A 15,188-nucleotide genomic window follows, 5' to 3' on the forward strand; every position below is an offset into this window, starting at 1 on the left:
CAAGTAATTGTGCATAAAAAAATTAAGATGCTATCACGTATGGAAGTTTACTTATATGCATAATTGTAAACATATGTGTGTGTGCTTTGTATATGGATAAGTATTGACAGACAGATCACTTTTATTAACCAGAAATCCTGAGCAATTTCGGGGACTAAACCCTTCCTGATTTCTTATGCAATCTGCAGTTGCCGACCCGAAACCGGTATCTTTCCGGCCGCTTTTCTCACTGGCGGTTATTGTCTCAGCCCTTGGTTTTTTCGTGGACGTATACGACATGCTTATTTTTAGTATTGTCCGTGTGCCGAGTCTGAAAGGGCTGGGTTTTGATGAAGAGGGTATTTCAAAAGCCGGCACATTTATCCTGAACTGGCAGCAGGCCGGCCTTGTTCTGGGGGGCATTCTATGGGGTGTTCTGGGGGATAAAAAAGGCCGTATGTCGGTACTGTTCGGGAGTATCGTTACCTATTCACTGGCGAATATCGCCTGCGGATTTATACCGTACGTGACGTTCATGCCCATTGTTGATTACTATGCCCTGATGCGGTTCATTGCCGGGGTGGGGCTTTCCGGTGAGATCGGCGCGGCCATGGTGCTGGTTTCCGAAATCCTGCCGAAAGAAATCCGTGGGTACGGCTCGGCCATTGTTGCCGGAATCGGTTATCTGGGAGCGGGCGTCGCCTTTCTGACGCAAGCCCTGTTTGACTGGCAGACTGCTTTTTTTGTTGGCGGCGGAATGGGGCTTCTGTTACTGCTGCTGCGGGTCAGTATGTTTGAATCAGGCTTGTTTGATCACCTGAAGAAGGAGCAGCGCCATGTGGGGCGCGGAAATTTTATGGCTTTTTTTACCAGCTGGCCCAAAGCCGTCAAATACCTCCGCTGTGTGGCTGTGGGCGTACCAACCTGGTTTCTGGTCGGGATTCTGGCGACCTTTGCCAATGAGTTCGGGCAGGCGATGGGCATTACCGAGACCGTTGCACCCGGACAATGTGTAACGATGATTTACCTGGGCATGGCCATCGGTGATCTTTTGTCGGGGCCGGCCAGTCAGTGGCTGCGTTCACGGCGGCGTACGGTCATCTACATGCTGACCGGTAATATGTTCTTCTGCGGTGTTTTTCTGTTTGGCGGGCTGAAAACACCCGGTGCTGTCTACACGGTTTGCCTGTTGGCGGGTTTCTGCACCGGCTACATTGCCATGTACCTGACCATGGTTGCTGAGCAGTATGGCACAAACCTGCGTGCCACGGCCACAACGTCTGTGCCCAGCCTGGTGCGTGGCATGGTCATTCCGATGACGCTGTTATTTAACCTGCTGAAGCCATCGACCGGCGCGTTGATGGGCGCCGGCATTCTTGGTGCTGTTGTCTATTTCTTTACGTTCTGGTCGCTGCGGCACATCGAGGAAACCTACGCCAAGGACCTGGCTTTTCTGGAAGAGTAATATCTTTTGTTCTGGTGGTTGATGGTGCTACCACTATGGCTGGTAAGCTCTTTCGCCGCGCGGCGGCCGCTCGCCCGCTCTTGCACTCTTTACGCCATCCGTTGTATTTTTGGGGCGTTTTTGAGTACAACGTATGAAGACTACTGTTGATGTGGCGGTGATTGGCGCGGGTTTTGCAGGGCTGGGAGCTGCTATTCGCCTGAAAAAGGAGGGGTACAAGTCATTTGTGGTGCTGGAACGGGCATCTGCTATCGGCGGCACCTGGCGCGAAAATACCTATCCGGGCTGCGGTTGTGATATTCCTTCTTATTTATACTCTTTTTCGTTTGCACCGGGCGCGGCCTGGTCGCGGGTATACGCCGGTCAAACCGAGATTCTGAAGTACCTGAATGACTGTGTGACGAACTATGCCTTATTGCCGCATATCCGTTTTCAGACAACGGTTGCAAAGGCGGTATTTTCGGAGGCGCACGGGCACTGGACGCTGACAACACAGCGTGGGGAGGAGATTAAGGCCCGTGTTGTTATCAGTGCCATTGGCGCGCTTGATAAGCCTGCGTTCCCTAAAATCAGCGGTATGGATGCGTTTCGGGGAGCGGCCTTCCACTCCGCCCGCTGGGACCATACGTGTGATTTGAGGGGTAAGCGGGTAGCTGTGATCGGTACGGGGGCCAGCGCCATTCAGTTGATCCCCGAAGTGGCGGCAATAGCCGGTGAACTGCGGGTTTTTCAGCGGACAGCTCCGTATGTAATGCCACGCGCCAATCCCGTAGTGCCTGATTTCATACAGTCGGTGCTGCGTAGATTTCCGGTTGTTCAGCGGCTGTTGCGCGAAAGCATTTACTGGATAAACGAAGGGCAGGGGCTAAGTTTCCGGGGCCATAACCTGCTGAACCGCATCGGAACCTGGCGGGCGCTCCGTCATCTGCGCCGCCAGATTGCTGATCCGCTACTTCGCCGGAAGCTGACACCGGATTATATGCTCGGCTGTAAGCGGGTATTGTTCTCAAACGACTACTATCCGGCCTTCACCCGGCCAACCGTTTCACTGGTGACCGAAGGCATTGCCGAAATAACGGCTGATTCCATAAAAACAAAGGATGGTGCAGAGTACCCTGTTGATGTGATCATTTACAGTACCGGATTTCAGCCGGCCGGCGGGCTGTTTTCGATGCCTGTTGTGGGTCTTAACGGCCGGATGCTGGTTCAGGAATGGGTTGCCGAAGGGGTGTCTTCCCTGCATGGTATGGCCTTCTCCGGCTATCCGAATCTGCTGTTACTGGTAGGCCCGAATACGGGGCTGGGGCACAATTCAGTCATTCATGTAATTGAGTCCCAGATGAACTATCTAACCGACTACCTGCGCTTTCTGGAGAAGGCGGGGCCGGAAGCATCGCTCGATGTGCGTCCGGCGGTACAGCAGCACTACCAGACATCGCTCCAACAGCGCTTTTCATCGACGGTCTGGGCATCCGGTTGCCGCAGCTGGTATCTGGATAAACGCGGCAATAATACCGCTCTGTGGCCCGGATCTACAATGGATTACAGAGCACGGACAAGACGCATCAACCCCGACGATTTTGTCGTTATTCACAGCAATCCGCAGACGGTGCCTGCTGAACCTCATGATGTAGTCGTCTAATTCTGTTCATAAAAAAAGCCCGGATGGTTGTCCGGGCTTTTTCATGGTGTATGGGCTGTTATTCTGCCAGGTTAAAGCGTACCTGAACCCCGCCGGCCGTTGTGGCCCGGATAAACGAGTTCGACACGAGCGGGTTGTTAAACGTCCGGTCGAAATAGAAGTTCAGATTCAGGCGCTTGTTCACTACATAACTCACCTGCGGGCGCAGCTGGAAGTTGATGTTACCCGACGTGATAATGTGCTCGGCGTCCAGTTTCCGCTGAATAGCGCGGGTATCCCTGAAGGTCAGGTTACACGAGAATGTCAGGTCATTTTTCAGCCGTTTGTAGCCGCCGTTGATTTTGAACGGAACCCGGAAGTTGCTGCGTGTAAAGCCGATCCTTGCCGTGATGTCCTGATTGTTCAGGTCGGCCACCTGCGAGTTAGACAGGTTCAGCGCTACGTCGCGGCTTTTGTTGTATTCCAGACCACCGGTAATTTTGTTCTTTGTCTGGAACTGAATACCGATTAACGGTGCAAACTTCTCCGACATCGTGATGGTACTCATAATAAAGATCGGAACATACTGGCCGTCAAGATTGACCTGATTCGCCAGGTTATAGCCCATTACCGCCAGGTTTACATACTGTGCGCCGTAGTCCAGTGACGAGATGTAGTTACCCACGCTATACGTTGATGTATAGCTGTGTGCGAGCACAAACGAGCTGAACAGCTTCTTGAACGGTTTCAGATTCGACAGCCCGTTGTAATCGACCCGCCAGTTAGGCAGCGGGAAGTTATAGAACGGCGACGTGCTGGTCTTCATCGGACTCTGGCCGCTATAGGCGGCAAAGAATGCCGGAATCAGGACGTCCTGCGAGTTTTTGTTGTACTCACCGGCACTGGTATTAATCTGTTTCAACCGGTTCAGAATGATTTCCCGGAAGCCTTCAAACCGCTCGAAAATCGGTGATGAGTTGTCTTTCCGGATTGGATCAAAGGCCGTACGGAACGACCAGAACGACATGCTGAACTGACCGTTACGCACCGGACTCTGGCTTTCGTACTGACCATTGGCGCCCGGCCGGAACCGCTCTTCGTAGCTGTCCGTCCGGGTCAGGTTCATGTTGATCGTCATCCGGAAATCCTTGAATGGCTCAAGGTTAGTGCTGGCCGTAAAGCGCTTGCCAATCGTCTGCTGGAAGGCTGTGTTCTGTTCTACACTTTTCGAGATCCAGCCACGGTCGGCAGCCTTATACTGAATATTCCGGTCCTGCGATCCCAGCACAAACGGCAGACTAGGTGCCAGACTCCCTTCCGCCATGCCGAAGAAACGCGGTGTTGGCAGGAAGCCCGGCAGTAAGGTTGACTCCTGAATGGTATAGGAGTAATTAATGCCGCGGATCGTCATCAGCAAGCGGGTCGCACTCTTCAGGATTTTGCTCTCCGAACGCTGGATTTCCTCATCATCACCCGGGCTGCGGGAGAAGTTCTTCCGGATTGGCGAAGGCGTATTGGCAAAACGCAGATACCGGAGTTTGTTATACAGACGTACCAGATCGACACGGCCCGAAATACCCCGTTCGCGGTTATTACGGACAATGTTCCCGAATAGATTACCCGCCGAATCGGCCAGTGCATAGGAGTTGCCCTGGAACTGATAACCGACATTATACGTAACATCGGCCGACATCCAGTCTGTCAGCGGAATCTTGTCAAGCGGCAGACGGTAGGTAGCGCGAAGCTCCTGCTGGTAGTTCTTCAGACGACCCAGCTGTTTCAGGCTGCGCAGCATAGAGTCGCGTTTGACCTCAGTATTGATAGCACCGTAAGGCTCATCGATAATGGCATTGGCCTGTGCCTTGTAGGTAATATTAATGCTCTTGGTCAGCGCCCAGCTCAGGTCGTAATACCGGTTAAAGAGGAAGTATTTCTCAAACTGCGGGGATACCCCGTTGGTCGTCAGATCGGAGCTGCGGTACTGGGTTTTGATAAAGCTACGGTCCAGATCCGTACGGAACGAAACAACCGTCGGCAGCAGTGACAGGTTCAGGTCTTTCAGCCAGAACAGGTATTTACGCTCCAGACTCGGGACATTTTTGAACGGCTCCCACGACACAGGACGCGGTGTATAGTTGTAGGCAAAGCCACCCCGGTACTGGCGCTGGAAATACTCCTGCATCAGGATATTCTGACGGCGGCCTTCGTTAAAGGCGTAATTGAACGAGAAGTTTTCAATATCGTAGAAATGAGCCTTCGCGTTGGTGTTGGTTTTTACTTTCCGTACGTTCGACAGGTTGATGCCTTTCCGGTAGTTATTGTCTTCAACCATGCGGCGGTAGGCATCGCGCTCTGACTCCGGCAGGGTCGATAACGCCTGATCAAGCGGCATGTCCGGATCGAGCGGGTTAAAGTGCGGAATCACACGACGCATGTCATAGTTGACGTACATCGGAATCCGTAGCCCCCAGTTTTGCGGGAACAGCTTATCCACGGAAATCGAAGAAGAAATACCAAATTCCATGGAAGTCTCCTGTGAGCGGTCGCCGATCTTGGTCTGAACCCCGCCAAAGCCGAATGTCGATAGTTTACCGGAAGCCTGAACCGTAGCGAAATCGGCCAGCTTGGCATTGAGCGTACCGACAGCTGCCGTACCGCCCGTCTGATCATAGCCGTTGGTACGTAGTTCATTCACCCAGATCGTAAACGTTTTCGGGAGTTCATCCGGCGATTTAGGGTTCCTTACCCCGATCATTATCGACTGGACCGAACTCAGATCAGGATTACCGACAACCGTAATCGGGTAATCTTTATCCTTCTCCTCATTCCTATAAATCGTTGTAAAAGGTAGGCCGGAGGTCCTTCCATAATCCCTGTCTCGATCAGCCTTGGCGTTCACCAGCGCTTTCAGGTCGACATCCAGTTCGTTGACCGATGGCCAGATTTCTGTATCTGCCTGCGCATTAGAGGGTGTTGCTTTCAGCTTCGGAATTTCAATTTCGTAATAGTTCTGCAGGTAATCCGTACCGATGCGGATGAACGCTGATACCTGTCCGTCGGCTGCTGTACCGTATGCATCTTCGCCGTGCATGTGGATAAACATCTTCAGGCGCTGGCGGAACAACATGTTCAGGTTAGTGATTTTAAATGCCCCCCGGGCATCACCATCCCGCAGGTTTTTCACCGATAGCGCCATTGACTGTTCGTTCAGTTCAACGTTCGCAATGTTGGTATAGTCACGGTCACGCTGAAAGCCTGGCGGTACGACGTACGTAAACTTCGGATTCGGGTTAGCCGGATCCACGACCGTCTGGCTGTTTTCTTCAATGTTAACGGTCGTAACCTTAAACTGAGCATCGTACGGCTCCGGTACTTCCTGTAAGCCGCGCTGGTTCAGATCGCCGGTGTATTTCCGGTATTGGTTGGCTTCCAGCTGTAACTGGGCAAACCGCAGCACCACCGGTTCCGCAAAATCGGTCAGGTACATCCGCATAAACCGGATTGACTTAAAGCCGTTGATGCTACCTATTTTCCGCATAAACTCCCGAACCGGAATCCGGAACTGGTACCAGGTTGCTCCGTCAGTGACAACTTTATCAGTGATGTATCCTTTTCCTACATCCAGGCCACCTTTCCGGAGATCAATTTCGTATTCGTAATACGCCTCATTATCGTTGATCGTATTATCGGTGTTGAGATCCTCAATGTCCGGCAGGTTGTTATTGGCAGGGGTCAGGAGCTGGTCGGTAGCGCTGTTTTCAGGAGAGTTATTCTCCATCCCCATGTACTTCTTATACCGGCTGACGATGTATTTAGCCTGGTTAGCTTCTTCCCCCAGATAGAACTGGAAGTCGTCATTTGAGGGGTCATTCAGGATCGCACTCAGCGCTGCCGGATCGGTCACCCGTTGCCGGACAGCAGCGATGAAATCTCTGAAATATTCCCGCTCAGCGGCGTTGCCTAACCCGTCGAGACCAACGTCCTGCCGTTCGCGTGCGCCTGCCTGATTGGTAAAGGCATTGGTAACAAACTGCTGGCGGGTTACTTTACCCCATGCCGTTGAATCGACACCGGAGATGTTGTTCCGGTCGTTCGGGTCATCACTGATCGGCAGACCGTTTTCGAAGTTATAGCGGCTGTCTTTAACCACATCTTCCGAAACATCACCAAGGTTAAAGATCAGTTTACCGCCGGTGGTGTTGTTCTTGTTTTTTGTATTGTCCGGATACGCCCTGACCACACCGTCGGGTCCCTCGATGAACGGATCCAGCATCCAGAACGTCAGGTTTTCAACGTTGATGTTGTCAAAGTCGTTATCCGACGTGACGGCCCGCATGATGGCGCCGAAGTTCTGGCGCGGATTCTTCAGCTTACCGTCAAACGTCAGGTCCCGGTTGTAGTTGTACATCCCGCGTTCTTCCGGAATATACGCCACATCCAGTACGTTGGCAGGCTGCTGTACAGTCGGCACTGAGCGTCCCGGAAAGAGTGTCGTCGGCAGGTAATACCGTTCGTAGAAGTTACGTTTCTCAACATCCGTCAGGTTAACGCTGGCGTCCCGGATGTTAGCGTTTTCGTTATAAATTGTCTGGTCAACGGTATACACCGAAATACGGGCCCGGTTGTAGGCGTAAGGCAGCGGATCATTCGGCGTACCCTGCGGGAATTGCTGCGGGGTTGAGCCCAGGCGCCAGCGGGTCGGCTGACGCGTCAGGTCAAAAATGGTCCGTGTTGCTTCGAAATCGTCGATAAACGAGTTATTGTTGACACGAGGCGCCACCCCCGGAATCAGTTGTGCCACCTCACCCTGGAACTGGATATTCGACATTTCCTTGGTCTGAATGAAGGGAAGCCAGTCCATAAAGCGGGTTAGTGCCGCTGAGTTTTTCCGGATATTGGCACTCACGCCCAGCATGGTGTTGTTTACCGGCTCATTACCGATGGCCACCCGCGTCAGGAAGCCCGCCGGGGTTTCCTTCATCTTCATGGCCGTCAGACCAAACGTAACATCCGGGCTGAGGGCATAATCGAGGTGCGTACCCACCAGGGTCCGGATCTGGTTCTGGAACATATCCGGCAACTCGTATGAGATTTTGACATCACGCCCTGAGTTCAGTACACCATCATTCATGAGCCGCAGCGTCCCCGACGACTCGTCGAACTGGTAATCCTGACCCGGTGAGAGCGGTACGTTGCCGGCTACTACCTGGATAGAAGCCGACTTGACGCCGAATGGGAGCTGAACCACCTGCCCGGTCGATGACTGGAAGCTGCCCCGGATAAAGAACTTGTTTTTATCCGGTAATTGCTGCGCATCGGCCAGTGTTTTCCGGTAGAGCTCGTTGAACACATATTTTGCTTTCAGATCCTCTTCAGACGGCAGGAATTTGCCGGACAGATACGACCCGAACGGTTCCAGTACCGGGAAAATCACCCGACCAAAGCGGCTGTCGACAGTCACATCTTCAACATAGTCAAAGTTTCCGTCAGGCTGCCGGTCCTGCATCTGGTTCAGCACGTCCATGTTAAAGACCTGTACCAGCGGACGGTTCCGCAGGTTTTCGCCCTCCTGCAGGTTAGGTACGTCCATACCCGTAAGGTCATCCTTATAGATCAGCCGGAGCTGGAAGTTCTGTTTGGTAATCTGCGTTGTGTTGAGGGAGTAGATGTTTTTCATCATCAGATCCCACATCGGCAGCTGCAGGTTATTCCGGATCGTAGCCGATTTCAGGAGCTTTAATACCAGTACCTCATCGTCTTTCCGGTTCTGGTAGTTTTCAGTGAGTTCACCCACCTGATAGCGTTGTCCCTGGTAGGTATATTCGTAGGAAACGGCCAGAATCTCGTCATTACGCAGCGGCGTTAAGAGTGAGATATACCCCAGTTGCGGATGGAATTTAAATTCACGGTCGGTAAGGCGTTTGGCACCCCGCAACAGGTCATAGTCGCGGCCTTTCTGCATGCCGAACGATGATTCTACCACGTTGGATGTCTGATCAACCTGACGCAGCGGATCATTGGTCCGCAGTCGTTCATACAGACCATTGGTGCCGTTGTTAACCGGCGCACCGGTCCGCAGCGGTTGCAGGCTGCTGTTGCCCGGGTTATTGAATTTGCTGCCCTCACCCAGATCGGAGAAACCGGCAATGTTCCGCAGGCTTTCGGTTGTGTTGGTACGGTTTGTTACATATACCTCCACACGGGTAATGGTTACCCCTGACGTAATCTGAGGGATGTACCGCAATGAACGCTCGTACTGATCGCGGAAATACTGAGACAGGAAGAAGTGCCGGTTTTCGTCATACTGATCAGCACGGATCTCGTATTGTTTCCCGATGGAGCCGTTACGCAGAGTAATTTCCTGTTTCTTTGACCGCTGCTGCGAAGCAACGAGCGTTGCCATCAACCGGCCGAACCGGAGTTGTGCCTTGGCCCCGAACAGGTTTTGTACACCCGGAATCAGCTGGCTGTTGATGTTCCAGTTGATGTTACCGGCTTCCAGTCCCTGAATAATGCTTTCGTTCGTCGGCGTAAAGTCAGGAATACCCGGCATACCCGGCTGACTTAAACCTGTGGAGTTCATGCCCGGCATACCCGGCAGGCTGGGTTTATTCAGTCCGTTCAGCCCATTGGGCATATTAGGCATGTTCGGCAGAAGCCCCTGCGGTTTGTAATTGACCTTCAGGGCATTTTCGAAGTTAAAACTTGACTTGGTGTCATAGTTTGCCATAACCCCGAGCCGCTCCCCGATTTTGCCGTTGAAGTTGATATTGATCTGTTCGTTGAAAATAAAGTTACCCGTCCGCCGGAACTGAACAGGCAGGACAGGGTTGTCGATAAACTGGTGCAGATACCCGAAATCAAGGGTTACAAAGCCGTTCGGTTTAAAATCGACCTGGTTACCGCCGAAAATACGGTCAACAATTGGCGGTAATTCGAGTTTAGGTATAAGACCACGGCCGCTGAGCGCGCTCTTGCCATCCTGACGGGCACTGTATTCCCGTAGCAATGACTCCTGCGCCCGCTCGTTTTGCAGGCGGTTGTAGGTAGCATACGGAATGGTTTCGGCCGGACGCAGATACAGTCCGTTCTGCTCTGTGTTAACGCCTGGTGTCGGCGGGGCCGTTGCCACGCGGTTATTGTTCGGCGGCGTAGTGATCGGTGTAGCCGGTGCCGGGGTAGAAGGCGAGGAAAGCGAAACGCCGGGGCGGACCCGTTCGTAAACGCCCATCTGGCCGTTCGGATCGAGCCGGAATTCGGTAGATACCCCCTTTGGGTCACGCAGGATATACGGCGACCGCGGCGGCCGCTCCGAAAAACGGGTAGCGTACCGGTCCGGCCAGTTTACGGTTGGACGCCGGTTAGCATTGCGGAGAGCACGGATACTGTCGGCCCGCTCCTGTGCGAGCCGGGCCGCTTCCACACGTTGTGCGTTGACGGATGACGTACTCTTAGGCGGCGTCTGACGCTTTGTGGTGTCAGGCGCTGTTGGCCGGCGACTGCTTCCGCCCCGACGGGAAGGTGTTTGTTGCGCCAGGCTAACGGATATTGAAACTGTAAAGACGACGGTGCTTAACAGCGCCAACGTCGTAAAACGCGGCCAATATCGCCCCGACAATGCCCGGTAAAGGGCAGAATTTGTCGGGAAGGGTAACCTGTGAACGGTGGATAGGTTCACCATTTTGAATCTGCTGAATCTGGTAGTACTACGAACGATATAGAGTTTCCCAAGTTGTCTTTATGTCAAACGGCGAATAGCGTGCCAATCGTCTGTCCGGGGGAAAATTTTTGGTGGTATACACTGCCCGGCTGAAACCGCAGTATATACACGTTGCTGACACTGTCTGCATGGCCTGTACACTGCATACAAACTAGCGTAACGCCTGCCGGATCAGGTCTTCAACCGTAACCGGTTGGCCGTTAGCGGCTTTTAATACGGCATCTACGTTGCGTTCGGCCATTGGCCGGGCCAGTCCGAGTGCCATAAGGGCGGCAAGCGCTTCTTCCCGTACCGGGTTGCCGGCCTGCCCCTGCCGGTAAGTCGGCACATCGGGGACGACCCCCAGCTTTTTCATCTTATCCTTCAGTTCAAGAATAATCCGCTGGGCTGTTTTGGCACCAATGCCTTTGATCGACTGCACCATACCCACGTTTTCGGCAAGAATGGCCAGCCGCAGATCGGAGGGCGAAAAGGCTGACAATGCCGTCAGAGCCGTATTCGGTCCGACGCCTGATACGCTGATCAGATCCAGAAACAACGATTTCTCGTCGGCTGTAGCAAAGCCGTACAGTGACTGTGAATCTTCCCGAAACAAATGATGGATAAACAACTTCACCCGATCTCCTCCGCCTGGCAAGGTCGAATAGGTTTGCAGAGATATATGAATCTCATAGCCGACCCCCTGTACATCAATGATCGCGTACGTAGCTTCCTTGTACGCGAGTTTTCCGTCTAAATAAGCAATCATGCAGAGCCGAAAGCCTCTCTTTTAGCTTTTTGGTAAGCTGTAAAGTTACGAAAAATCCATGACTTTTCCTGAAAATTGCACTGGTCTCAGATACAGGCTGCTGACCGGCTGGCAGCCTGATCTGCTTTTGATTACGGCCAGGTGACCGTTATGAGCGATACACCCTGACGGGGCAGGCTGAATGACAGCGGCAAGACACTGTTGCGGGTTGTATGCCAGACGGGTGCCTGCAACAGGGTCAGTTCGCCGGCTTTTTCCAGTTCAGCAACCTGTTCGGGCGACGGATTTTTCGGCGAGCCCATTGTTTTCCAGCGTTCATAGGCGTTGCTGTGTTCCTGATCAATACGGTAGTGATGCACCAGCACACGGCCCTCCGGTAATCCGTTTACGGAAAGATCGACCTGAGCCGCAGGGGTCGGCAGGTTGTCATCGTGATAATGCCAGACCATTACCGCAGCCTTGTGAGCGTCTTTACTGGCCAGGGCATTAATGTCGGCTTCGGCCCGTACACTCTGGTCGCGTATCCGCAGGTAATTGTAAGCCAGATCGTTATTAACCTGCACACGGTTTGCCGGCATCATGCCGAACATCCGGAATACATTCAGGACCGGCTTATCCACCCCGTTGGTTGCCAGGTCACGGAAGCCTCTGAACCAGGCCTGATCTTCAAATTCAAAGGCCCAGGTCACGGCGCCGAGCAGATTGACGCCACGGGCATTGGCCAGATCGTATTTGCGGGCAAACGAAGCCGCCGTGTAGCTCGAATACATGGTGCCGTTGCGGTAGGCATTTTGCGGGTGAAGGTCTTCTGAGCACGCCGCGCAGCCTTCCGGATCCGATTCGCCGATGATGATCGGCAGTTTTTTGAGGGTCGGATAGGAGGCGACAATTTCAAAGCCCTTGTCGATGTCGCGGAGCTGTGTGCCCATGTTCATCTGCACAACGCCGTTAACCACCTTCGGGGCACCCTTGGCGTGAAATGTAATAAAATCAAGGGGGGAGCCGGTTTTGCCGGTTACGTAATTTTTCCCGCCGACCACGTGATCCAGAAAGGCTTTCAGGAACTTAGCGGATTCTGTCCAGCCGGGTCCCGTCACTTCCGGTCCGCCTACTTTGGCTGTCGGCAGGGCGCGTTTAACGGCATCGGCGGTGTAGTCGTAGAGTTTGATATACTCCTCGGTTGTGCCTTTCCAGTAGCCGATGTTAGGCTCGTTCCAGAGCTCCCAGTACCATGATTCTACCTCTTTGCGTCCGTAGCGGTCGATGGAGTGTTTTACCCATTGATACACCAGTTCGGCCCACTTCTGATAGTCTTTAGGCGGGTAGGCCCAGCCGGTGTAAATGTCGTTGTAGTTATCGCCCGGCTTCCAGTGATGGCGGTAGGGCTGAGGTTTGGTGGACATGGCTTCGGGCATAAACCCGATCTGGGCGATTGGTTTCATGCCCCGCTCGATGTATGTATCAAAAATCCGGTCGACAATTGTCCAGTTATAGACCGGCTTGCCGTTGGCATCTTCGGTATAGGCGTTCGTCGATCCCCATTTCAGGGCGGCTTCGCCATCGCCGGTGACGAGCAGGCTGTGGGCCCGCACGTTGACCGGTACCTTGCTCAGGTTCGCAATTTCGGACAGGAGCTTTTTGCCGTCCTTCATGTAAGTATAGTTCGGCTCGTCGTAGCCAAACCATGCCCAGATAGGCTGGAGCGTTCCGGCCGGTTTGTTGAGGTCAACGCGGATGCTGACCGGTTTTGTGGTGGCCGGTTGTGTCTGCGCGGCAGAGAAAAAGACCGGTAGAAAAGCCCCTGCCAGCGTCAGGCAGCGAAGGCGGTTTAGCAGCGTCATTGAATGAGAAAGGGTTGGTAGAGACAAAACAACAGTTTCGCCGGAATTTACCCGGCAGCCGGTAGCAGATAAGCCGAATACAGGCGGAATACCGCCGGATTTGACCGTTCGGGCTGTCTGCGGCCCCTGAATCGTAAACTGCCGCCGTGCATCCCGAAAAAAATCCTTTACTTTGTACGGCCATAACCGGTTAACTACCTATGATTTAAGAATAATCCGTGAAAAAACCGGATAAATTCCTGAATACCTGATTGTCGGGGATGGCTACGTAACCCTGTTATCGAAATTTAACCAATTACAAGCAGACGCAATGAGTACCATTCAGAGCATTCATGCCAGACAAATTCTGGACTCGCGAGGTAACCCAACCGTAGAAGTTGACATCCGTACTGAACATGGCTTTTTAGGCCGTGCTGCCGTACCGTCAGGAGCGTCAACCGGAACGCACGAAGCTGTTGAACTTCGCGATGATGACTCGAAAGTATACGTTGGTAAAGGCGTATTGAAGGCCGTATCAAACGTGAACGAATTGATCGCCCCTGAACTGGTTGGCATCTCGGTATTTGAGCAAGGTATGATCGACAAGATCATGCTGGAACTGGATGGTACACCAAACAAAGCACGGTTAGGTGCTAACGCGATTCTTGGTGTATCGCTTGCCCTGGCAAAGGCGGCTGCTCAGGAAGCTGGTCTGCCCCTGTACCGCTACATCGGCGGTGTAAACGCCAACACACTGCCGGTTCCGATGATGAACATCCTGAACGGTGGTTCACACGCCGATAACTCAATCGACTTCCAGGAGTTTATGGTTATGCCGGCCAACGCACCGAGCTTCTCAGAAGCCCTGCGGATGGGAACGGAAGTGTTCCATACACTGAAAAAAGTATTGAAAAACAAAGGCTTATCGACAAACGTTGGTGACGAAGGCGGTTTCGCTCCGAACATCACGTCAAACGAAGAAGCGATTAAAACGATTCTGGAAGCTATCGAGAAAGCCGGCTACCGTCCGGGCGAAGATATCTGGATCGCTATGGATGCCGCTACGTCGGAGTTCTACAATGCTGAAGACGGTATCTACCACTTCAAAAAGTCGACCGGCGATAAGCTGACGTCATCTGAAATGGCCGGTTACTGGGCAGACTGGTGTGCGAAATACCCGATCCTGTCGATTGAAGACGGTATGGCCGAAGACGATTGGGCAGGCTGGAAAGCACACACGGATGCCCTGAAAGGCAAAGGTGTTCAGCTGGTTGGCGATGACCTGTTCGTAACGAACGTAACCCGCCTGCAGCAAGGCATCGACGCCGGTATTGCCAACGCGGTACTGGTAAAGGTAAACCAGATTGGTTCACTGTCAGAAACAATCGACACGGTTAACCTGGCGAAACGCAACTCATACAAAAACATCATGTCGCACCGTTCGGGTGAAACAGAAGACGCAACCATCGCTGACCTTGCCGTGGCATTGAACACCGGCCAGATCAAAACCGGTTCGGCTTCACGTTCAGACCGGATGGCGAAATACAACCAGCTGCTTCGTATCGAAGAGGAACTGGGCGAAGTAGCCTACTTCCCTGGCCTGAAATTCTAAGCAGTCCGGTATAGCAGAGTAGCCATGCTTTAAGGCGGGTTTACAGACTCAGATTAATTGTTTACCACATAGTCACATAGATAAACAAAGAAATTTTATGTTCTCATGTGTCTATGTGGTTTAAACATACATTCAGAGTTAAGAACAATGTATCTCCTGATGAGTGGGTAGTTGTCTAATTCACGATAGGCTTAGCCGCTTATTTCTTGCCTGTCAATGACAG

The 15,188-nt window shown here is 52.8% G+C and carries 6 protein-coding genes; 3 read left to right on the forward strand and 3 right to left on the reverse strand.

Features of this window, described 5'->3' with window-relative positions; translation table 11 throughout:
* The first annotated feature begins 175 nt into the window (after window positions 1-175).
* Together AC23NW_RS02825 and AC23NW_RS02830 are read left to right on the forward strand one after the other, a co-directional pair.
* Complete coding sequence (locus AC23NW_RS02825; protein WP_487447558.1) at window positions 176-1,444, forward strand: MFS transporter; 1,269 nt, start codon at window positions 176-178, stop codon at window positions 1,442-1,444.
* Window positions 1,445-1,577: 133 nt separating this feature from the next.
* The gene (locus AC23NW_RS02830; protein ID WP_487447559.1) at window positions 1,578-3,086 is read left to right on the forward strand and encodes a flavin-containing monooxygenase; all 1,509 of its coding nucleotides are present in this window, start codon (window positions 1,578-1,580) and stop codon (window positions 3,084-3,086) included.
* 58 nt (window positions 3,087-3,144) lie between these two features.
* Here AC23NW_RS02830 and sov read toward each other — a convergent pair whose 3' ends face one another.
* The 3 genes from sov to AC23NW_RS02845 form a co-directional block, all read right to left on the reverse strand.
* Entirely contained in the window at window positions 3,145-10,746 is a 7,602-nt protein-coding gene (gene sov / locus AC23NW_RS02835; protein WP_487447561.1) for a T9SS outer membrane translocon Sov/SprA, read from the reverse strand.
* A 190-nt stretch (window positions 10,747-10,936) separates the two neighbouring features.
* Window positions 10,937-11,533: a Holliday junction branch migration protein RuvA gene (ruvA, locus tag AC23NW_RS02840; RefSeq protein ID WP_293842500.1), complete on the reverse strand. Its 597-nt coding sequence runs from the start codon at window positions 11,531-11,533 to the stop codon at window positions 10,937-10,939.
* Window positions 11,534-11,664: 131 nt separating this feature from the next.
* Window positions 11,665-13,374 (reverse strand): GH39 family glycosyl hydrolase, encoded by a 1,710-nt coding sequence (locus tag AC23NW_RS02845; RefSeq protein WP_487447563.1) that lies wholly within the window; start codon window positions 13,372-13,374, stop codon window positions 11,665-11,667.
* A 310-nt stretch (window positions 13,375-13,684) separates the two neighbouring features.
* Here AC23NW_RS02845 and eno point away from each other — a divergent pair, with 310 nt between their 5' ends.
* Entirely contained in the window at window positions 13,685-14,965 is a 1,281-nt protein-coding gene (gene eno, locus AC23NW_RS02850) for a phosphopyruvate hydratase (protein WP_293842506.1), read from the forward strand.
* Window positions 14,966-15,188: the final 223 nt, after the last annotated feature.

The sequence above is a fragment of the Arsenicibacter sp. R0_47 genome, assembly GCF_057652235.1.

Excerpts from the sequence above, each read along its gene's own strand:
- eno (WP_293842506.1), top strand. The coding sequence starts at position 13,685 with ATGAGTACCATTCAGAGCATTCATGCCAGACAAATTCTGGACTCGCGA.
- AC23NW_RS02830 (WP_487447559.1), top strand. The coding sequence starts at position 1,578 with ATGAAGACTACTGTTGATGTGGCGGTGATTGGCGCGGGTTTTGCAGGG.
- AC23NW_RS02825 (WP_487447558.1), top strand. The coding sequence starts at position 176 with ATGCAATCTGCAGTTGCCGACCCGAAACCGGTATCTTTCCGGCCGCTT.
- ruvA (WP_293842500.1), bottom strand. The coding sequence starts at position 11,533 with ATGATTGCTTATTTAGACGGAAAACTCGCGTACAAGGAAGCTACGTAC.
- AC23NW_RS02845 (WP_487447563.1), bottom strand. The coding sequence starts at position 13,374 with ATGACGCTGCTAAACCGCCTTCGCTGCCTGACGCTGGCAGGGGCTTTT.
- sov (WP_487447561.1), bottom strand. The coding sequence starts at position 10,746 with ATGGTGAACCTATCCACCGTTCACAGGTTACCCTTCCCGACAAATTCT.